Source organism: Cupriavidus sp. WGlv3, assembly GCF_023952475.1.
GTDB lineage: Bacteria > Pseudomonadota > Gammaproteobacteria > Burkholderiales > Burkholderiaceae > Cupriavidus > Cupriavidus phytorum.
The window spans coordinates 25,243-46,344 of sequence record NZ_JALHRX010000004.1 but is presented as its reverse complement, the minus strand read 5'-3'; the positions used below and the strand labels follow the sequence as shown (position 1 = coordinate 46,344).

Here is a 21,102-nt window from a genome sequence, read left to right as displayed (position 1 = left end):
GAATCCAGTAACCAGAAAACTACGACCCCCAGGAGACTTATGATGGCAACGCCTTTCGACAAGCACGACGCAGGACAAACCGCCGGCGGCAACACCGCTACGCCCACGGCAAAAAAGCTGATTCCCTATGGCGGCTACTACACCAGCCGCGTGCCGGGTCACGACCCGGAGCTCACCGAAACCGGGCCGGGCACGCCCACCGGCGAATACATGCGCCGCTTCTGGCATCCCGTGTGCATGTCGATGGAACTGACCGACACGCCGCGCTTCCTCAAGATCCTGAGCGAGGAACTGGTTGCGTTCCGCGACGGCAGCGGCCGTGTGGGCGTGCTTCACGCCCATTGCGTGCATCGCGGTGCTTCGCTCGAATACGGCGCCATCCAGGAGCGCGGCATCAAGTGCTGCTATCACGGGATGGTGTTCGACGTGGATGGCGCTTGCCTCCATGTCCCCTTTCCTGCCGGGGAGGAGAAAGAGGCGGAGAAGTACTCCTGCTCCATTCGCCAGGGCGCCTACAAGGCCATCGAGCGCAATGGCCTTGTATTCGCGTACATGGGCCCGCCCGAGGAGGAGCCGCCCTTTCCCGAGTGGGAACAGGACTTCACGGTCATGCCGGGCGACGAACTCGTGCCCTATAGCAACTTCCAACACTGCAATTGGCTTCAGGTACAGGACAACGCGGCGGACAACTTCCACCCAACCGCACTGCACGCGGCCAAGAATGTCGTTGGCGGGCACTTCCAGAGCACAACATTCGACGAAGTTGGCGCGGCCTCCATGGAAGTGGCGCCCGACATGCAATTCATTCCCGTCCACCAGGGACGCGGTCTGGCCTGTGCGGGAGCGCGTCGCGTGGACAAGGACAAGATGTTCCTGCGCATCCAGCATCAAGTGCTGCCGAATCTGAGCCTGCACGCCTACACCTCGGAAGATGGCTCGACAAAGAAGCTGTTCAGCCGCTTCCATATCATCCGGTGGACGGTGCCCGTCGACGACGAGAACAGCAAGATGATCGGCTGGCGCGTGATGGGTCCCGGTATCGACACGCGCGGCGTGGGCAACAAGGAACTGGTCGGATACGAATCCATCGACTTCCTGGACGGCCAGGTGGCAATGCGTCGCCCTGAACGTTTTGGCAAGTACAAGCTAGAGGACATGCCGCCGATCCCGCCGAACCACCGCGAGCGCGCCAACTACAAGGATGCGCAGTACGCCCCGGGCGACTACGAAGCCATTATCAGCCAGCGTCCGATCGCCGTGCACGCGCTGGAGAATCCCACCAAGTTCGACGCCGGCCTCTACGCCTTTCGCAAGATGCTGCGCGAAGCAGTGCGTGGCTCCAACGCCGCGGCTGCCGCCCACGGCTTCGCGCAATGGCTGCGCGATGTGGGCGGTGCGCCGAACAGCTACTGCGCTGGAAACGTCTTCGAGCTGCCGCAGGCGGACTCCATGGAGCAGGAGGTCGCAAACCGCCGCCTGTTGGCCCGCAAGGCGGTGGCCATCATCACAGAAGCCGATGGCCTCAAGGGTGCGGAACGTGCGGCCTTCGTGAAAGCCAGGTTCGAGGAACTGGAGCAAAGCCTCAAGGCCTGAAGCCGCGGAAGACAATGCCGGGCGGCACTGCATCGCCCGGCCGATGTCCCTGGAGACCACATCATGAACGCCCCCCTCGCCGAGCGCGATGCGCTCACGCATCTTGAACTCGTCCTGCGGCAAGTCCGCATGGAAGCCACAGGCATCAATTCCTATGAGTTTGTGGATGCCGATGGCAACGACCTGCCCGCCTTTACCGCAGGCGCTCATATCGATGTCCATATCGCACCGGGCGTGATTCGCCAGTATTCCCTTTGCAACAGTCCTGAAGAACGCCACCGCTACGTGGTGGCAGTGCTTCGGGACGAAGCCGGGCGCGGCGGATCACGGGGTATGCACGAAGCGTTGCGCGTTCCCAACCGCGTCAAGGTCAGCGTTCCGCGCAACAACTTCCCACTGGCCGAAGGCGCGGAAAAGATCATCATGCTCGCCGGTGGGATCGGCGTGACACCCCTCAAGGCGATGGTGCATAGGCTGGAAGCAAAATCGGTGGCCTACGAATTGCACTACTGCGCGAAGGGCCCTCAATACGCTGCCTTCGAGGCTGAACTGCGAAACATCGCGTGCATCGGCAAGATCCACTGTCACTTTGATGGTGGAGATCCGAAGAAGGGGCTGAACATCGCCAAGCTCCTGAAGCACCCCGAGCCGGATACGCATATCTACTACTGCGGCCCGGCTGGATTCATGCAGGCCTGCGCGGATGCTGCCGCTCATTGGCCGTCGGAACTTGTCCACTGCGAGCACTTCAAGGCCCCGGCCAAGCCCGCGTCGCCAGAAGGCGAGACACCCGCCGTAGGGTATAGCGTGAAACTCGTACGCACGGGAACAACGCTGACGGTCGCGTCGGGCGAAAATCTCGCCGAAGCACTGCAGGCAGCCGGCGCACCGCTTGAAACGTCGTGCAATTCGGGACTATGCGGGACGTGCAAGGTGCGGCATCTGGGAGGCGCCATCGACCATCAGGATTTCATCCTCGATGAAAGCGAGCGCGAGAACTACATGACCCCGTGTGTGTCTGGGGGATGCGGTGGGACGCTGGTGCTTGATCTCTGAACCGAACGGGAGACCGGCATGCAAAGCGCGACCAGTCCCCTTCTGCTCAGTCTGGGTCTGTTCGGCATCATTGCATTGGCCTCGCCTGACATATTCCGCGTGGCGGGCGAGGCCAACGATGCGATGCAGGTTCGCATGCAGGCTCTCATTGCTGAACAGCGACACCATTGCCGACAGGAACAGTGCACCAGGCTACACCTTCTTGAGACAGCCCTGCGGGCCGATCAGTGCCATATCAACGTTCCCGCTATCGTCGTTTCGGCGTCCATCGGCTCGACATGGTCTCATGAAAGGACAATACCGCAACTCGAACGGCGCGCAGTGTGTTCATGACGCTGGGCACCCAGCGTCGGATAGTCTGGCGGAGCATTGTGCAGGGATCGGACGCCCAAGGAAACCGTCCGCAACAAGGCTCATGCCAGACGGACAGTGCGCAAGTCGCTATGACTCAGATGGGTCGCAAGCAGCCGATCCGTGAATTTCCAATCAGGTTCAGACGCCCGCTGCTTGCCACTTATCCGGTAACCTTCCGCAGGCATTCCAGAAACCACTGCGCCAGCGCCGGCACCGGCCGCTGCGGATTGAACAGGATGTGGCTCTCGAAAGCGATGACCGGCTCGAACGGAATCGCCTTGACGCCCGCCGGCTTCAGGCTGCGCACCACCAGCGGGTTGACCACGCTGACGCCCAACCCCATGCCCACCATCGTGCAGATGGTGGCCGCATAAGGCGTCTCCAGCGTCAGCACGCGCCGGTCACCCGGCACGAATGCGGCGTCGACGGTGGCGCGGGTGCCGTCGCCATGCGTCAGCGAGATAAAGCGCTCGCCATCGAGGTCGCTGGCGTGAAGGCGGCGCTTGCGCGCCAGCCGGTGCGTCGCCGGCACGATGCACACGCCGTCCTCGCGGCGCAGCAACTTGCTGCGGATGCCGGTGGTATCGGCCAGGTACGACACCAGCCCGATATCGCAGAAGCGCGCCGCGGTCCATTTGGCCACCGTGGGCGAATCGTTCGTATGCACGGCGATCGGCACGTCCGGATAGCGCTCGCGGAAGGCCAGGATGGCCTGAGGCATCACGCTCATTGCGATCGACGGCACGGTGCCGATGCGCAGCGTGCCCACGCCCGACTCACGGATCGACCGTGCCGACGCGCGCAGGCTGTCGAGGCCGACGAAAGAGCGCTCCACATCGAAAAACAAGGCCTCGGCTTCGTCGGTTGGCGCGAGCCGGTTGCCGACGCGCTCGAACAGCCGGAAGCCCGCCTCGCGTTCCAGTTGCCCGATCACGCGGCTGATGTTGGGCTGCGAGGTATGGAGCTGCGCGGCGGCTTCGGTCATCGAGCGCGTCAGCATGACGGCACGGAACGCTTCGATCTGCTTGTAGTTCATGGCTGGCGACGGTTGGGGTCAGCGGCTTGCACGCAGCATATCAAATCCGTATAGACATGGTAAGAATGCTGATTTGACGATATAGACAGCGGATTTCCATACTTGCTCCATCGTTTCGGAGATCACACAGCATGGAATCCAAAGTCAGCCGACGCCTGACCCAGCCCACCGCCGCCGAGGTATGCGAGCACATCTACCTGCCACGCCTGATGCGCGAATTCGGCAGCGGCTTTCGCTACCTGACCGATGTCAATCAGGCCCACCTGCTGATGCTGCATGGCACCGGGCTGGTCCCGGCGGACGTGGCCGCGGTGCTGGCGCAGTCACTGCTGCGCATCGAAGCCGAGGGTCCTGCCAACGTACCGCTGGATCCCGCGCGCGAGGACGCCTACTTCAACTACGAAGCGCACCTGATGCAGATGGCCGGCGCCGACGCCGGCGGCAGGTTGCATGTCGCGCGCAGCCGCAACGACATCCTCGCCACGCATGACCGGCTGCGTGCACGCGACCTGGCGCTGGATATCCTGGAAGCGATGCTGGCGGTGCGCAACGTGGCGCTGGAGCAGGCCGACGCCCATGCCGCGTTGGTGATGCCCGGTTATACGCACCTGCAGGCCGCGCAGCCGATCACTTATGGCTATTACCTCGCCGGCTTTGCCGAGTCGCTCGGCCGCGATATCGCGCGCATGGAACAAGCGCTGGCGCGTCTGGATGCCTGCCCGCTCGGCGCCGGCGCACTGGCCGGCACCGCCTTCGCGATCGACCGCGCGGCCACGGCACGCTGGCTGGGGTTTTCCACCCACGCGCCGAACTCGCTCGACGCGGTGGCCTCGCGCGACTTTGCCTGGGAGATGCTGGCGGCGATCACCATCGGCGCGGTGAGCTGGGGCCGCGTGGCGCAGGACCTGTACGTCTGGGCCACGCCCGAGTTCGGCCTGATCGACTTCCCGGACAGCATCGCGGGCACCTCCAGCATCATGCCGCAGAAGAAGAACCCGGTCGTGCTGGAATACCTCAAGGGCAAGGGCGGCCATATGATCGGCCTGCTGACCGGCGCGCTGGCGGCGCTAAAGGGCAGCCATTTCACGCACTCGGGCGACGGCAACCGCGAGAGCATGCGCGGCTTCTGGGAGGCCGGCGACGAATGCCTGCGCTGCCTGTCGCTGCTGCGGCTGGTGATCGCCAACGCCACGCCGCAACGCGCCGGCATGCTGGCGCGCGCGCGCCGCGATTTCTCCACCGCGACCGACCTGGCCGATGCGCTGGTGCGCGAGGCCGACATGTCGTTTCGCCAGGCGCATCACATCGTCGGTGCCCTGGTGCGCGACGCACTCGACCAGCACTTGCCCGCCGACGAGATCAGCGCCGACATGGTCGATGCCGCCGCGATGCGCGTCGCCGGCCGCGCGGCCGGGCTGGATGCCGCCGCGGTCGCCCGCTGCCTCGATCCCGAACAAGGCGTCGCCGCGCGCATGGCCGCCGGCGGACCCGCGCCGGTACTGGTGCGCGACAACGTCGCCGCGCAGCGCGCCGCCACCCGCCACGCGCGCGAACACCTCGACGCCACCCGGGCCCGCCTCGACGCCGCGCGCGCGGCCCTGAAGCGCTCGCTCAACCACCTTGCATCACAAAGCTGAGCCGTGCCGCGCATCGCAGCCGGCATTGCCCTTATCCTTGTCCCACGGAGACCCTGCCCCCATGAAAACCATTGCACATGCCCTGGCTGCCACATGTCTGACGCTGGCGACGAGTCTCGCCATGGCCGGCCCCTACCCCGACAAACCCATCCGCATGGTGGTGCCCTTCCCGCCCGGCGGCACCACCGACCTGCTCGGCCGCGTACTGGCCACCCGCTTGTCCGAAACCCTCGGCCAGCAGGTGGTGGTGGACAACCGGCCGGGCGCCGGCGGCACCATCGGCTCCGACCTTGTGGCCAAGGCGCCGGCCGACGGCTACACGCTGATGTTCGGCACGGTGGGGACGCAATCGATCAACGCCACCCTCTACAAGAGGCTGCCGTTCGATCCGCAGAAGGATTTCTCGGCGGTGGCCTTGTTCGCCGGCGTGCCCAACATCCTGGTTGTCAATCCGAACGTGCCGCCGAAGAACGTGCGCGAGCTGGTCAGCTATGCCAGGGCCAATCCCGGCAAGCTCAATATGGGCTCGGCCGGCAACGGCACCACCAATCACCTGTCCGGCGAGTTGTTCAAGTCGATGGCGGGCGTCGAGATCGTGCACGTCCCTTACAAGGGCAGCGGCCCGGCGATGGCCGACCTGCTTGCCAACCAGGTGCAACTGATGTTCGACAACCTGCCGGGCTCGCTGCCGCATGTGAAGGCCGGCCGGCTGCGCGCACTGGCCGTGACCAGCGCCACGCGCTCGCCGGCATTGCCCGACGTGCCGACCATGGCCGAGGCTGGCATTGCCGGCTATGAGGCGGATGTCTGGTTCGGCGTGGTGGGTCCGCGCGGATTGCCGCCCGAGGTCACCAGTCGCTTGTCGCAGGAAATCACGCGTATCGCGCAGGACAAGGCGATGCGGGACAAGCTGGTGCAGGCCGGGGCCGCGCCGCTGACCGCGACCCCGGAGCAGTTCTCGGTGCTGATCCGCCGCGATACGGACAAGTGGGCGAAGCTGGTGCGGGAGTCGGGGGCGGGTATTGACTGAGGGTGTGTGGGGGTGCGCTGCTGCCGCGCTGGGCGCCCGTGCCACGTGCGGCTCGGGCACCCGCAAAAACCCTGTTGTAAGCGGGCGCTCAATTTCAATCTGAATCGCTTTCCCCCGGCCTGATGTCCGACGCCAGTTCCTGTGTCAATGTTTCGACGCTTGGCAGACTTTCCTGCAACTCAGCCCATGCCGCGCAGTGCATATTCCACCACCAGCCGATTGTGCTCTTGGCACAGCAGAAGACCAATGGTTGGATGGTCGTCGTCGGTTCTCATTTGCGCGTCGACTGCCGATAGATAGAAGCTGATTTGACCAGCATACTCAGGCCTAAAAGCGCCCGTCTTCAGCTCAATGACGATATAGCAGCGTAGCTTGAGATGATAGAACAGCAGATCTAGATAGAAATCATCGCCTCCAACTTCGAGGTGAACTTGCCTGCCGACATAAGCAAAGCCGGCTCCCAGTTCGAGAAGGAGGCGAGTTATATGATCGACGAGGGCCGCTTCCAGGTCTCGTTCGCTCGTGTCAGCACGCAAACTCAAAAAATCGAAAACGTAAGGGTCCTTGAGCGTGGCGCGCGCCAGGTCCGACTGCGGGGAAGGCAACTGAGCAGCAAAGTTATTCGGTGCTTGCGCGGCGCGGTCGATCAGCTTCGTCTCAATCTGCGCGAGCAGTACTGCTCGGGACCAGCCATGTGTTAGCGCCTGCCGTGCATACCATTCACGCTGCTCGACCGACTTTAGTTTCTGCAACAGCACTTGGTTGTGCCCCCAGGGCAATTGTCCAACAAGCTGTTGGACAATTGCCCCATCCGGCCATGCCTCGGCAAAGGACCGCATCGCCATCAGGTTGGAGCGCGACAGCCCGCTCATGTCGGGGAACGCTTTCCGCAGGTCTTGCGCCAGCCGTTCGATGACTTTGGCGCCCCACCCTTGCCTCGCCTGCCGGTCGAGAATCTCATTTCCGATCTCCCAGTAAAGGGCACGTGCCCACAAGGCGCGGAAAGTAAGACAGCTTCGCTTCGGGCTGGCAGGCTGGCCCTTTGATACGTTCAGATTCCTGTCACGGCGGGCGACTCGCCCAACCCCTCAAACCACCCCCTCCCCCCGCAACCGCGCCAACTCTTCCTCCCCGATCCCCAACTCCCCATAAACCTCCCCATTGTGTTCCCCCACATCCGGCCCGGTACGCGGTAACGGCGGCGCATAGCCCGAAAACCGCGGCACCACGCAAGGCGCCGGCACCGTGCCCAGGTCCGCATCGGGCAGCCGGACGATGGCCTGGCGCGCCACCATCTGCGGGTCCTCAACGATATCGGCGATGCTGAACACCTTGCTGAACGGCACCTGGCATTGTTCCAGCCGCGCCGCCGCGGCGGCATAGGGTTGCGCGGCGAACCACTCGGCGATGCAGCCGTCGAGGGCGTCGATATGGCGCACGCGGCCGGCGTTGGTGGCGTACTCCGGTGCCTGGGCCAGTTGCGGCGCGCCCATGGCCTCGGCCAGGCGGCGGAAGGTGGCGTCGGACGAGGCCACCACGGTGACCCAGGTATCGTCCGCGGTGCGGTACATGTTGGAGGGCGCGGCGTAGGTGGTGCGGTTGCCGGCGCGCTGGCGCACATGGCCGAGCTGTTCGTATTCGATGGCGAGCGGGTCCAGCAGGCGGAACAGTGCCTCGGTGGCGGCCAGGTCGATCTCGCGGCCGGGCTGGGCGGGTCTGGCGCGCTGCTCCGCCACCGCGGTGGCGATGGCGAAGGCGCCGAACAGGCCGGCGATCATGTCGCCCACCGGGTAGTTCATGTGCATCGGCCCGCTCTGCGCCGTGCCGGCCAGGTTGGTGAAGCCACTGCGGGCTTCGAAGATGCGGGCAAACCCCGGGCGCGTCGCATCGGGCCCGGTCTGGCCGAAGCCGGTCAGCCGCAGCACGATCAGCCTGGGGTTGGCCGCGTGCAGCGTTTCAAGATCGAGCCCCCAGCGCGCCAGCGTGCCGGTGCGGAAATTCTCCACCAGCACGTCGAAGCGCGGCAGCAGGCGCAGGAAGATCTCGCGGCCGCGCGGCGTGCGCACGTCCAGCGAGATGCCGCGCTTGCCGCGGTTGGTGACCTTCCAGTACAGCGCGTGCTCTTCGGTGACCGGCTCGAGTCCGCGCAGCGGATCGCTGCCGTCGGGCAGTTCCAGCTTGACTACCTCGGCGCCCATGTCGGCGCACAACGTGGCGGAAAACGGTGCCGCCACCACGGTGGCCATGTCGAGGATGCGCAACCCGGCGAGCGGGCCGTTGCCCGGTGCTTCGGGCGATACAGGCTTGGCGTTGGTGTCTGGCATGCGGGTCTCCGGCGGCAGGTTGGTCCGCTGCAAGGTGGCAGGCGGCCGGCCCGGGCGCAAGTACGGTTTCGCTGTGCGGAACGGTCGTGCTACAACATTGACGCCCCCTTTTCCGGATCCCAGCATGGAACCCAAGCAACCACCGCACAGCATGGACCGCAACCCGGAAGCCCTGCCCCTGCCCGGCCTGGCCAGCGAAGACGCTCTCGCCACCGACCGCCAGTTCGCCACCAACCTGGCGCGCGGGCTGGAGGTGCTGCGCGCCTTTACGCCGTCCAGCCCGGTGCTGGGCAACCAGGACATCGTGGCGCGCACCGGGCTGCCCAAGGCGACGGTGTCGCGGCTGACGTACACGCTGGGGCTGCTGGGCTTCCTCAGCCGCGTGCCCGGCAACCAGAAGTACCGGCTCGGCGCCGGCGTGCTGGCGCTGGCCTATCCGATGCTGGCCGGGCTGGCGATCCGCCAGGTAGCCCGGCCCTATATGGAGGCCATCGCGCGCGAAACCGGCTGCACCGTGAACCTGGGCATGCGCGAGCGGTTGTCGGTGGTCTACGTCGACAGTTGCCGGCTGGACCCCGGCAACTTCTACCAGCCGGACATCGGCAGCACGCGCCCGCTGCTGGCAAGCGCGATCGGCCGTGCGGTGCTGCTGGCGTGCAGCGCCGACGAGCGCACCGCGCTGCTGAACCGGCTGCGGGTCGAAGACCCGCAGCGCTTCGGCCAGGAGCGCCAGATGTGGACGGAAGACCAGAAGCATTTCCGCGCGCACGGCTATTGCCTGAGCCGCGGCGAGTGGCGGCCGGAGATCCATGCGATCGCGGCGCCGTTGCGCCAGTCGCTGCACGAGGACCCGTTCGCGCTGAACTGCACCATCGCGGCATCGCGCAATCGCGACAACCTGCTGGAGCGCGAGGTGGCGCCCCGGTTGCGCGAAGCGGTGCGGCAGATCGAACTGAGCTGCGCGCGCTGACCCGCTAGGGGACAGTGGCGTGCCAGCGCAGCCTGCCGGCAATGTCGCCGGCAGGGCCATGACAGCGGCCCGACAGAGGCCTGCATGAGACCGACCTCGCGCCTGGCAACGTCCCGGGCGTAGGCAACCAAGGAGACAAGATGGATGCCTTTTACCCATGGCGCCGGCTCGCTGCCGGCATGCTGGCCTGCGCCGCGCTGGCGCCTGCGGCAACGCTGGCCGCCGCCGATGCGGCGCGCTTCCCGGACCGCCCGGTGCGGATCATCGTGCCGTTCTCGGCGGGCGGCGTGGTCGATTCGGTCACCCGCATCACCGCCGAGAACATGGCCAAGGTGCTGCAGCAACCGGTGATCGTCGAGAACAAGACCGGCGCCGGCGGTGCCATTGGCGCCGACCTCGTCGCCAAGGCGCCCGCCGACGGCTATACGCTGCTGGCGGTCAGCCCCAGCTTCGTGGTCGGGCCGCTGCTCAATCCGTCGATCCAGGGCAAGGGCGGCAAGGATTTCCGCGCCGTGGCCGGCATCGGCGCGGTGCCCAACGTGATCGTGGTGCCGGCGTCGTCGCCGCTGCGCACTTTGCCGCAGCTGCTCGACGCCGCGCGCAAGCAGCCGGGCACGCTGACCTATGCCAGCGCGGGCATCGGCACGTCGAACCACCTGTCGGCGGAATTGCTGGCGCAGATGACGCACGTCAAGCTGACCCACGTGCCCTACAAGGGCCAGCCCGAGGCCCTGAGCGACCTGCTCGGCGCGCGCGTTTCGATGATGGCGCTGACCTCCGCCATTGCGCGCCAGCAGGTGCAAAGCGGCAAACTGCGCGCGCTGGCGGTGACCTCGGCCAAGCGCACCGCGGTGCTGCCGGACGTGCCGACCGTGGCCGAGGCGGCGCAGCTGCCGGGCTATGAAGTGGGCGCATGGTTCGGGCTGGTGGCGCCGCAGGGCACGCCGGACGCGGTGGTGCGCAAGCTCGCCGACGCCGCCGCGCGCGCCACCGCCGACCCGGCCACGGCGCGCCGCCTGGCCGAACTCGGCATGGACCTGGCCCCGCAATCCGCGGCCGCGTTCGACCGCTTCCTCGATGCCGAAACCAAGAAATGGACCGGCGTGCTGAAGACCGCCGGCATCACGGCACAGTAGCCGCGCCCCCACCACCGTCAACCCACCACCGGAACCCTTCATGATCCGCGACTCCGCCCGCCAGCAAGCGCTGCTTGCCGAACTCCGCCGCTTCGTGCTGGAAACCTGCATCCCGCTCGAGGCGCAGATCGACCGCACCGATGTCATCCCCGAGCCCGTGGTCGAGCAGATGCGCCGCCTCGGCCTGTTCGGCCACAGCATTCCGGAAGCCTATGGCGGCGCCGGGCTGACCACCGAAGAGCTGGCGCAGGTGAACATCGAGGTGTCGCAGGCGGCCACGGTGTTCCGCGCCCGCTTCGGCGGCAACACCGGCATCGCCTCCGAATCGCTGGTGGCCGACGGCACCGAGGCGCAGCGCCAGCGCTACCTGCCGCAACTGGCTTCCGGCCAGGTCACCGGCTGTTTTGCGCTGACCGAACCGGAAGCCGGCTCCGATGCCACCGCGCTGCAGACCACGGCCAGGCAGGACGGCGATCACTACGTGCTGAACGGCAGCAAGTGCTTTATCACCAATGCGCCGATCGCCGACCTGTTCACCGTGTTCGCCCGCACCGACCCCGGCACGCCGGGCGCGCACGGCATCAGCGCCTTCCTGATCGAGCGCGGCACGCCGGGCCTGAGCACCAGCGAGCCGGAACGCAAGATGGGCCAGCACGGCTCGCCCGTGGGCGACGTCTACCTGAAGGATTGCCGCGTGCCGGCCAGCGCCATCGTCGGCGGCAAACCCAATGTCGGCTTCAAGACCGCGATGAAGGCGCTGAACAAGCAGCGCATCAACCTGGCCGGCCTGTGCGTGGGCCCGGCGATCCGGCTGGTCGACGAGATGGTCCGCTACGCGGCGCAGCGGCGCCAGTTCGGCAAGCCGATTGCCGACTACCAGCTGGTGCAGCAAATGATTGCCGACAGCAACACGGAACTGCACGCGGCCCGCGCGCTGGTGCTCGAAACCGCGCGCCAGCGCGATGCCGGCGAGGACGTGACCATGGAGGCGTCGATGTGCAAGCTGTTCGCCTCGGAAATGGCCGGCCGCGTGGCGGACCGGGCGGTGCAGGTGTTCGGCGGCAGTGGTTACATGGCGCGCACCGTCGCCGAGCGCTTCTATCGCGATGTGCGGCTGTTCCGGCTGTATGAAGGCACCACGCAGATCCACCAGCTCAATATTGCGCGCCGCACCCTGGAAGCGCGCGGCGCTGCGCTGGAGGTCGCCGGCGCGGGCTGATGCCGGATCGATGCACTACGGCGGGGCGGCGGTGCGTGCGCACAGCCGCCCCCCCACCCGATGCGCGGCCGCCAGTGCCGCGCCGCGGCACACCTTACCTTCCATCACAGCGCACCGGGCCGTCCCGCGCCCGGCTTCGCAAACCCCGCACAAGTGCTCAATAGAGCATATTCTGTGCAAAAAATCCTCCCTGAATACCCGCAGCCTTGCGCTGCCGCGTGACCGTTTTATCTGGCCAACCTAGTCTGCAAGCAGACGTTGGGATTGGTGGAAGTCCCGTCACAATCCTTGGCTAAGACTGGCACAGTGGTCGCTACATGAACCGGGCCCCTATGGCATGCCGGCACACGGCGCGCCATGGGGAGACGTTGCGCGCGGCACCCCCCACGCATGGGCGGCTGGCTTTGGCGCAGGCGCCATGCAAGCCTTGCCGATTCCCTCCGATTCTCATCCGACCTGTTGAAGGACTACCGATGTTCTCCGAAGCCCAGCCTGCGCAATTCCGACACCATGCCTCCCGCCCCAAGGCGCCCACGCTGCCGTCCTGGATCACCACGCGCATGGCACAACATTTCGAAGAACGGATGGGCAAGCTCTGGGGCGGAGACCACCTGCTGCACGGACTTACTCCCGGACCCGACGCGCTGCACCTGAGCAGCAACGACTACCTGTGCCTGCTGGGCGAGGCCTCGCTGGTGCAGGCGCAGGCGCGGGCCTTTGTCGATGACGCGCCGGAGTTGCTGATGTCGTCCGTGTTCATGCACGGCGATACGCCCCAGCGCCGGGTCGAACGCAAGATCGCCGACCTGATGCAGGCCGAGGACGGCCTGATCGCGCAGTCCGGCTGGGCCGCCAACGTGGGCCTGGTGCAGTGCATCGCCGGCCCCGGCATTCCGGTCTACATCGACATGAACGGGCATGCCTCGCTGTGGGAAGGCATCATCGCCGCGGGCGCGCAGGCGGTGCCGGTGCGCCATAACGATTGCGAGCACGTGCGCCGCCAGCTGGAGCGCTTCGGCCCGGGCGTGATCATGGTGGATTCGGTCTACAGCACCACCGGCAGCGTGGCGCCGCTGGTGGACTATGTCGAACTGGCCGAAGCGTCCGGCTGCGTGCTGGTGGTGGACGAATCGCACTCGCTGGGCACGCATGGCCCGCGCGGCGGCGGCCTGGTGCCGGCGCTGGGGCTGGCTGAGCGCGTGCATTTCCGCACCGCGTCGCTGGCCAAGGCCTTTGCCGGGCGCGCCGGCTACGTGGCCTGCTCCACCGCCTTCAAGGATTTCTTCGCGGTGGAATCGCGGCCGGCGATCTTCAGCTCCGGCCTGCTGCGCCACGAGATCGCGTGGTTCGACGCGGTCACGGACTTCATTGCCGCCGCGGACCAGCGCCGCGCGCGCCTGCATGCGATCACCCGCGAGACCCGGGGCGCGATCGCCGCCCTGGGCTACAACATCAGCGAGGGCTCGGAGCAGATCATCGGGCTGGAGGCGGGCTCCGAGCCGCAGGTGAAGGTGCTGCGCGACGCGCTGCAGCGGCGCGGCATCTTCGGCGCGGTATTCTGTGCGCCGGCGACGCCAAAGAACCGGGCATTGATGCGACTTACGCTGCATGCGAAACTTGGCGCCACCGAAATCGACCGCCTGGTCGGCGTGCTCGCCAGCATCCGCGATGAAGTCCGGCTGGAAGAGTGGTCCTCGACGCGCCGGGCCCGGCGCAAGTCCTGAAAATCCCACAAGCGGGCCGATCGCAGGCATCCGCGAGGAGTAGTCCTGGAGATGGATGCAAAGGTAGCGCAAGCGGAGGACGGCCGCCCCACCCTTGCCGGGCTGGCCCGCCAGGCATGGCAGGCCGTGTTCGAGACCGCCGCGCGGGCCACGCTGCTGGACGAAGAGAGCGTCATCCGCCTGCGCCGGATCCAGATGGTGGGGGCGCTGGGCGTGGTGGGCCATCCGCTGTACTTCGTGATCTGGTCCTATGTGTTCCCGCAGCCCTATGAAAACCTGTGGCTGCGGCTGGCCTGCACCGCGCTGTTCGTGCCGCTGCTGTTCGCCTCGGCGTTCTCGGGCCGGCGCTGGCTGCCGCCGTATGCGCTCTTCGCCATTACGGTAGGCCTGCCGTTCGCCTTTATCTTCTTCTACCTGGAGAACGGCGGCTCGATGGTGTGGGCCGAATCGGTCATCATCGCGGTGGTGATCCTGTATCACTTCAACACCGCCTTCGCCACTATCGCCCTGTTTTCGGGCGCCGCGGCGGCGATTGCGCTGTTCGTGCTGGCGGGCAATTCCATGGGCGGCATCCCGTGGGAGCCGGTGCTGCTGCAGTTGCCGGTGATCGGCTTCGTGATCGCGGTGCTGGTGGTGATCAAGATGGACCGCCAGCTGCTGGCCGAGCAGAAGCGGCGCGGCATGGCCGCCGCGCTGGCGACCGTCGCGCATGAGCTGCGCACGCCGCTGACCAGCCTGGCCATGACCGCGCGCGGCCTGAAGGCCCGGCTGCCGGCGGCGCTGGACCAGGACACGCCGCAGCGCGACGGCCTGATGCAGGCCGTGGCCCGGATGGAATCAGACCTGGCCCATATCAGCAACAGCATCGAGCTGCTGGTGGCCAACTCCAAGAACCCGGAAAACGCCACGCAGGCACTGTTCGAAGTGGGCGAGGTGATCCGCGACGCGGTCGGCCGCTTTCCGTTCGAGCCCGGCGACCTGGAGCGGGTCACGGTGGACCTGCCCGGCCGCGCCTACGTGATGGGCAACGCGCAGCTGTTCGGCCTGGTCACGACCAACCTGCTGAAGAACGCGCTGGAAGCGATCCGGCGCGCCGGCAAGGGCACCATCCATATCCGCTGCGAGGTCGAGTCCGACGCGGTCCACGTGGTGTTCCGCGACACCGCCACCGGCGTGCCGCCGCAGGTGCTGGCGCGGATGTTCCAGCCCTTCTTCTCCTACCCCGCGCACCGCGGCACCGGCATCGGGCTGGCGTTCTGCCAGAAGGTGCTGGGCAGCTGGGGCGCGGGCATCAGCTGCCGCTCCGAGGAACACGTGTTTACCGAGTTCGACATGCGCTTCCCGCGCAAGGGCAAGTGGCCGGAGCCGCAGCAGCCTGACGCGCCGTAGCCCGCGCCGGCCCTTACACCACCCCCGCAGCCTTCAGCGCGGCCACCTGCCCGGCATCCATGCCGAGCAGATCGCCCAGCACGCGCTCCGTATCCTGCGACAGCAGCGGCGGCGCGGCGCGCACCGGCACGCGCTCGCCGTCGAGCCGGTACGGCGGCGCCAGCACTTCGACGCGGCCGGTTTCCGGATTGGGCAGTTCGGCCAGCAGGCCGGCTTCGGCCGAGCGCCGCGAGCGCAGCGCCTCGAGCAGCCCCAGCACCTCGCCGCACGGAATGCCCGCGGCGCTAAGGCGTGCCAGCAGCAGCTCGCGCGGACGGCGTGACAGCTCGGCGCGCAGTTCGGGCAACAAGGCCTGGCGGTTGGCCGAGCGGCCGGTGTTGGTGGCGAAGCGCTCGTCGGCGGCCAGGTCCGGGCGCTCGATCACCTCGGTGCAGAAGCGCTGGAACTGCGCGTTGTTGCCGACCGTGATCACCAGCGGACCATCGGCCGCGTCGAACACGCCGTAGGGCACGATCGACGGATGGGCGTTGCCGTACTTGGGCGGGTCCTCGCCCATCAGCAGCGCCTCCAGGCCATAGTAGGCCGTGACCATCAGGCCACAGTCGTACAGCGCCATTTCCACGTGGCGGCCCTGGCCGGTGCGTTGGCGGTCGTACAGCGCGGCCAGTACGGCCTGCGCCGAATACATGCCGGTGAACATGTCCACCACCGCCGTGCCGAACTTCAGCGGCCCCTGCCCTTCCTCGCCATTCAGCGCCATCAGGCCGGCCTCGCCCTGCACCACCAGGTCGTAGCCGGGACGGGTCGCCTCGGGGCCGTTGCTGCGGTAGCCGGTGATGGAGCAATAGACCAGCCCCGGGTTGATCGCCTTCAGCGCCTCGTAGCCCAGCCCCATCTTGTCGATGCCGCCGAACTTGAAGTTCTGCACCAGCACGTCGCACTTCGCCGCCAGCTCGCGCACGATGCGCTGGCCTTCTGGCTGCTGCAGGTCGATGCCGATGGACTGCTTGTTGCGGTTGGCGCTGTTGAAGTAAGCCGTGTTGCGCGTGCCCACGCGCAGGCCCCAGTCGCGCGTATCGTCGCCGCGGCCGGGGTGTTCGACCTTGATCACCTCCGCGCCCAGGTCGCCCAGCGCCTGCGTGCACATCGGTCCGGCCAGCACGCGGGACAGGTCCAGCACGCGCACGCCGGCCAGCGGCAGGCGCGGGGAATTAGTGGTGTCAGCCATGCGGCGATCTCCTTGTGTGTGTCTCTCGGGCCTGCGATGGATCGGCCCGGGCTTCGCCCGGATTTTGCACTGTCAAGGCGTGATCGACAATTCCATGGATCGTTGACACGGTGTCAATCAAAAATTAACACTGCGCCGATCCTGGACTGATGGCCGGGAACGACAGCGGGTTTACCTTAGTGCGCGGCTACACAAGAGTTTGGGGGGAATCGCCCTACTGTCCGGGCCCGCGCCATCCCTAGTATTGACTCACCGCGCGGCAACGAAGCCTCGCCAGCGGTACAGGCCACAAACGCCTGCCACGCATCGCCAGTATCCCGGACCACCTCCACCAAGCCAGCCGCTCATACGCTTAGCGGCTGCGGATGCGGTCGTGGATACGGCGGCAAAAAACCAAGGAGACAACCATGCTGCACGACCTGCCCGCCCGCCCCGAGACCATCCACTGGGGCTACTTCGATGCCACCCAGGCGCCCGCGCTGACCGTGAAAAGCGGCGACCTGATCCGCGCCGAAGCGGTGACCCACCACGCCGGCGACGCCCCCGACCTGATGATGGACGACGCCATCCGCGAGATCTACCGCAAGATTCCGCACGACGACCGCCACCCGGGCGTGCACATCATGACCGGGCCGATCTATGTCGAAGACGCCAAGCCGGGCGACGTGCTCGAGGTGCGCTACCTCCAGATGATTCCGCGCTTCCGCTTCGGCGCCAATGTCGCCGCCAACTGGGGCCAGCTGTACAAGGAGTTCGAGAAGGAACGCGTCACCATCTACGAGCTGGACCAGGCCTCCAACACCGCGCATGCGCTCTACGCCTATGACTATCCCGGCAAGCTGACCATCCCCGGCAAGGTGGTCGACGAGCGCGAATGCTGTCGCCAGCCTGCGCTGGCCGGCGTGCGGGTTCCGGTGCGCCCGCACCTTGGCACCGCCGGCGTCGCGCCCGACGCGCGCGGCCGCGTCACCACGGTCGAGCCGGGGCTGCATGGCGGCAATATCGACAACTGGCGCATCGGCGCGGGCGCCACCATGTACTACCCGGTGCAGGTCGACGGCGCGCTGTTCTCGATCGGCGACCCGCATATTTCGCAAGGCGACGGCGAAGTCAGCGGCACCGCGATCGAGGCCTCGCTCAACGTGCTGTTCCAGATCGTGCTGCGCAAGGACTTCCATTTCCCCTCGCCGCTGCTGGAAACGCCGGACTGCTGGGTGGTGCACGGCTTCCACGAAGACCTCGATGAAGCCGGCAGGAACGCGGCCCGCGACATGATCCACCTGCTGACCGAGCAACAAGGGCTGTCGCGCGACGATGCCTACTCGCTGATGAGCGTGTCGGCGGACTTCGGCGTGACCCAGGTGGTCGATGGCACCCAGGGCATCCACTGCACCATGCCCCGCACCATCTTCCCGCCCAAGGCCAAGGGCTGAGCCCGCGGCTGCCACGGAGAACGCGCATGCAATACGTCTACATAGGCCGCAACGAACTGGTGGCGCTGGTGGTCGGGCTGGTCACCGGCACCCTGTATTCCTGGCTCAACCTGCCGATTCCCGCGCCGAATGTCACCGGCGGGATCTGCGCGATCCTGTTCACATACATCGGCTACCTGATCGTGCACGCATGGCGCCGGACCATCGCTTTCGGGCGACCGCCGGCCAGCCACTGAATCATCGCAACTCATGCGTTGGGGGAATGACATGGTGGAAATCGCATTGGGCAGTACCGAACTGCAGGCCGCGGCCGTTGGCCTGGTGACCGGTCTTCTTTACACTGCGGTACGGGCGCCGATACCGGCCCCGAACGTGCTGGGCGGCATCTTCGCCATCTTCGGCACCTTCGCCGGCTTTGTCCTGGTAGCCGCGATGCGGGGGCAGCTGCTGATCGGCTAAGGCAAGCGCCGGCCTGCGCCAGCAACGTTGCGCAGCGCGGCGGACCGCCGTGTCCGCCGCGCCTGCGCTGTGGCAGCCTGAACCAGGGAGGCTCAATTGCATCTGCAGCGTTTTTCCACCGAAGCGTATCCGCGCAACCGTCGCGGCGCCGCATGGCGCGACGAGCTCAGGGCCGCGCGCCTGCAGTGCGAAAGCCTGTGCGCCGACCACACCCTGCACGGCACGATCCAGTCGCGCATCACGCCCGCCGGCATCGGGCTGACCTGCATCGCGTCGGTGCCGCAGACGCTGGCGATCACCGCCGGCGACGGCCGCGGCCTGATGCTGCTGATGCTGACCGAGGGCGAAGCGCACCTCGCCAGCCCCGACCTGCGCGAGCCGCTGCATCCCGGCCAGGTGGTCTGCGTGCCCGAGCACGCGGCGCGCAAGGTGGCGCTGATCACCGGTTTCCGCCTGCTGATCGTGCATATCGGCCAGGCCCTGCTGAACGCGCGCATCACCGCGCCGTTGCCGCGCTCCGCGCTGGTGCTGGGCGGCGACGCGGCGGAACTGTTCGCGCGCCTGCTGCAGTCCATGGCGGCCAGCATCGACACCCTGGTGTCCGCCGACGACCGGGCGGTGCAGCCCTTCGACAGCACCATCGTCGCCTGCCTGGGGGCGGCCCTGGCGGACAACCAACCGAGCGCGCCGGCGGACATGACGCCGTCGCGCGCGGCGGTGTTCGCGCGGGTCTGCAGCCGCATCGACGCGCGCCTGGCCGAGCCCGAGCTGAGCCTCGCCGCCATCGCCGCCGACGAACACATGTCGGCCCGCTACCTGCAGAAGCTGTTCGAGAAGTCCGGCAGCAGCTTTTCCGCCTACCTGCGCACCAGCCGGCTGGAGCGGTGCCGCGCCGACCTGGCCAATGCGCAGTACGACAAGCTGTCGGTCTCCGACATCTGCTATCGCTGGGGCTTCAACGATCCTTCGCACTTCAGCCACGCGTTTCGCGAGCAGTTCGGGATCTCGCCGCGCGCGTACCGCGAGCAGGCCGCGGGCACGACCGCGCAGCGCCCGCCGCTGAACGTGTCGCGCGGGCTGCCGGCCGATGCCAGGCGTGGTCCCGCGCCACAGCGCGTCCCGGCCGACGACGGTGCGCGCGCACGCGCGCTGCCCGCGCCGTCGGTGGTGCCCATCACCCAGGCCCGCTCGCACGCGGCGCGTCCGGAAGGCCGGCACCACTGGCTGCAGGCCACCGACAAGACCGTGCACTGGGGCTACCTGAGTCACGAACTGCCGCCCGTGCTGGAAGTGATGTCGGGCGACACCGTCACCATCGAAACGCTGACCCAGCACGCCTCCGACGACCGCGAGCGCATGATCGACGGCGATCCCGGCGCCGAAAGCGTATTCCACTGGACCGCCGAGCAGAAGAACGTCGACCGCCGCGGCGCCGGCCCGATCGACGCCTCGGTCTACGGGCGCGGTGCCGGCGAGGGTTTCGGCGTGCATATCTGCACGGGCCCGGTCGCGGTGCGCGGCGCCATGCCGGGCGACGTGCTCGAGGTGCGCATCCTCGACGTGCGCCCGCGCCCGTGCGCCAACCCGCGCTTTGCCGGCCGCGCCTTCGGCAGCAACGCCGCCACGTGGTGGGGCTTCCACTACCGCGACATGCTGACCGAGCCGCGCGAGCGCGAAGTGGTGACGGTGTTCGAGATCGATTGCGAGCGCGCCGACGGCTGCGCCCGCGCCGTCTACAGCTTCCGCTGGACACCGCAGCGCGATCCGTTCGGCGTGCTGCATCCCACCATCGACTATCCCGGGGTTCCGGTCGACCACGACACCATCGTCAAGAACCACGACGTGCTGCGCGATATCGAGATCCCGATCCGCCCGCACTTCGGCGTGATCGCCGTCGCGCCCGCGCAGGACGGGCTGATCGACTCGATCCCGCCCTCCAGCTTCGCCGGCAACCTCGACAACTGGCGCGTCACGCGCGGCGCCAGCGTCTACCTGAAGGTAGCGGTGCCGGGCGCACTGCTGTCGATCGGCGACCCGCATGCGTCGCAAGGCGATTCCGAGCTGTGCGGCACCGCCATCGAATGCTCGCTGACCGGTGACTTCCAGCTGATCCTGCACAAGAGCACCATGATCGAACGCGGCGCGCCCTTCGCCGACCTGAGCTACCCGCTGGTGGAAACCGCCGACGAATGGATCCTGCATGGCTTCAGCTCGCCCAATCACCTGACCGAGCTGGGCCAGATGGCGCAGAGCCACATCTACCTCAAGTCCACGCTGGACGACGCCATGCGCGATGCGTTCCGCAAGACGCGCCGCTTCCTGATGACGGTCAAGGGGCTGAGCGAGGACGAGGCGGTGACGCTGATCTCGGTGGCGGTGGATTTTGGCATCACGCAGGTGGTCAACGGCAACTGGGGCGTGCACGCCATCATCCGGAAGGCGTTGTTTGTGCGGTCGTGAGGGTCTGCGGCGGAGGGCACCCGGGCCTGCTGCCGGGCCCTATAGTATTCTCGC

At 67.2% G+C, this 21,102-nt stretch carries 17 protein-coding genes and 1 pseudogene; 14 read left to right on the top strand and 4 right to left on the bottom strand.

Features of this window, described 5'->3' with window-relative positions:
* The first annotated feature begins 42 nt into the window (after window positions 1-42).
* The 3 genes from MKD38_RS09135 to MKD38_RS09125 all read left to right on the top strand — a co-directional run bounded on the left by MKD38_RS09135 (window position 43) and on the right by MKD38_RS09125 (window position 2,982).
* Window positions 43-1,593 (top strand): Rieske 2Fe-2S domain-containing protein, encoded by a 1,551-nt coding sequence (locus MKD38_RS09135; protein ID WP_252676072.1) that lies wholly within the window; start codon window positions 43-45, stop codon window positions 1,591-1,593.
* Between the two features lie 63 nt (window positions 1,594-1,656).
* A complete protein-coding gene (locus tag MKD38_RS09130) occupies window positions 1,657-2,649 on the top strand; it encodes a PDR/VanB family oxidoreductase (RefSeq protein WP_252676070.1) in 993 nt (330 codons plus the stop codon).
* An 18-nt stretch (window positions 2,650-2,667) separates the two neighbouring features.
* On the top strand, window positions 2,668-2,982 hold the full coding sequence (locus MKD38_RS09125; protein ID WP_252676069.1) for a hypothetical protein: 315 nt from the start codon (window positions 2,668-2,670) through the stop codon (window positions 2,980-2,982).
* Between the two features lie 181 nt (window positions 2,983-3,163).
* On the opposite strand, the gene MKD38_RS09120 is transcribed toward MKD38_RS09125, so the two are convergent.
* Window positions 3,164-4,039, bottom strand: a complete 876-nt coding sequence (locus MKD38_RS09120) for a LysR substrate-binding domain-containing protein (protein ID WP_252676067.1) — start codon at window positions 4,037-4,039, stop codon at window positions 3,164-3,166.
* A gap of 131 nt (window positions 4,040-4,170) precedes the next feature.
* Here MKD38_RS09120 and argH point away from each other — a divergent pair, with 131 nt between their 5' ends.
* Window positions 4,171-5,676 (top strand): argininosuccinate lyase, encoded by a 1,506-nt coding sequence (gene argH / locus MKD38_RS09115; RefSeq protein ID WP_252676065.1) that lies wholly within the window; start codon window positions 4,171-4,173, stop codon window positions 5,674-5,676.
* A 61-nt stretch (window positions 5,677-5,737) separates the two neighbouring features.
* Window positions 5,738-6,706, top strand: coding sequence for a Bug family tripartite tricarboxylate transporter substrate binding protein (locus MKD38_RS09110; RefSeq protein WP_252676063.1), 969 nt, complete (start codon window positions 5,738-5,740; stop codon window positions 6,704-6,706).
* Window positions 6,707-6,800: 94 nt separating this feature from the next.
* On the opposite strand, the pseudogene MKD38_RS09105 reads toward MKD38_RS09110, so the two are convergent.
* Window positions 6,801-7,686, bottom strand: a pseudogene (locus MKD38_RS09105) (PDDEXK nuclease domain-containing protein); the annotation flags it as partial.
* 108 nt (window positions 7,687-7,794) lie between these two features.
* A complete protein-coding gene (locus MKD38_RS09100) occupies window positions 7,795-9,030 on the bottom strand; it encodes a CaiB/BaiF CoA transferase family protein (RefSeq protein WP_252676061.1) in 1,236 nt (411 codons plus the stop codon).
* A gap of 124 nt (window positions 9,031-9,154) precedes the next feature.
* Between MKD38_RS09100 and MKD38_RS09095 the strand changes: the two genes are divergently transcribed.
* From MKD38_RS09095 to MKD38_RS09075, 5 genes are all read left to right on the top strand, one after another.
* Window positions 9,155-10,000, top strand: a complete 846-nt coding sequence (locus MKD38_RS09095) for an IclR family transcriptional regulator (protein WP_371925667.1) — start codon at window positions 9,155-9,157, stop codon at window positions 9,998-10,000.
* 140 nt (window positions 10,001-10,140) lie between these two features.
* Window positions 10,141-11,136, top strand: a complete 996-nt coding sequence (locus tag MKD38_RS09090; RefSeq protein WP_252676059.1) for a tripartite tricarboxylate transporter substrate binding protein — start codon at window positions 10,141-10,143, stop codon at window positions 11,134-11,136.
* A 40-nt stretch (window positions 11,137-11,176) separates the two neighbouring features.
* Window positions 11,177-12,355 (top strand): acyl-CoA dehydrogenase family protein, encoded by a 1,179-nt coding sequence (locus MKD38_RS09085; protein WP_252676057.1) that lies wholly within the window; start codon window positions 11,177-11,179, stop codon window positions 12,353-12,355.
* Between the two features lie 473 nt (window positions 12,356-12,828).
* Window positions 12,829-14,079, top strand: coding sequence for an alpha-hydroxyketone-type quorum-sensing autoinducer synthase (gene cqsA / locus MKD38_RS09080; RefSeq protein ID WP_252676055.1), 1,251 nt, complete (start codon window positions 12,829-12,831; stop codon window positions 14,077-14,079).
* 51 nt (window positions 14,080-14,130) lie between these two features.
* A complete protein-coding gene (locus tag MKD38_RS09075; protein WP_252676053.1) occupies window positions 14,131-15,468 on the top strand; it encodes a sensor histidine kinase in 1,338 nt (445 codons plus the stop codon).
* Window positions 15,469-15,481: 13 nt separating this feature from the next.
* Here MKD38_RS09075 and MKD38_RS09070 read toward each other — a convergent pair whose 3' ends face one another.
* Window positions 15,482-16,696, bottom strand: coding sequence for a CaiB/BaiF CoA transferase family protein (locus tag MKD38_RS09070; protein WP_252676051.1), 1,215 nt, complete (start codon window positions 16,694-16,696; stop codon window positions 15,482-15,484).
* Window positions 16,697-17,103: 407 nt separating this feature from the next.
* On the opposite strand from MKD38_RS09070, the gene MKD38_RS09065 reads away from it, so the two are divergent.
* The 4 genes from MKD38_RS09065 (at window position 17,104) to MKD38_RS09050 (ending at window position 21,048) form a co-directional block, all read left to right on the top strand.
* Complete coding sequence (locus tag MKD38_RS09065) at window positions 17,104-18,129, top strand: acetamidase/formamidase family protein (RefSeq protein ID WP_252676049.1); 1,026 nt, start codon at window positions 17,104-17,106, stop codon at window positions 18,127-18,129.
* 26 nt (window positions 18,130-18,155) lie between these two features.
* Window positions 18,156-18,365, top strand: a complete 210-nt coding sequence (locus MKD38_RS09060; protein ID WP_092312193.1) for a XapX domain-containing protein — start codon at window positions 18,156-18,158, stop codon at window positions 18,363-18,365.
* A 31-nt stretch (window positions 18,366-18,396) separates the two neighbouring features.
* Entirely contained in the window at window positions 18,397-18,588 is a 192-nt protein-coding gene (locus tag MKD38_RS09055; RefSeq protein WP_012355164.1) for a DUF1427 family protein, read from the top strand.
* Window positions 18,589-18,684: 96 nt separating this feature from the next.
* Window positions 18,685-21,048 carry an acetamidase/formamidase family protein gene (locus MKD38_RS09050; RefSeq protein WP_252676047.1) on the top strand — a complete coding sequence of 788 codons (2,364 nt, stop codon included), beginning with the start codon at window positions 18,685-18,687 and terminating at the stop codon, window positions 21,046-21,048.
* Window positions 21,049-21,102: the final 54 nt, after the last annotated feature.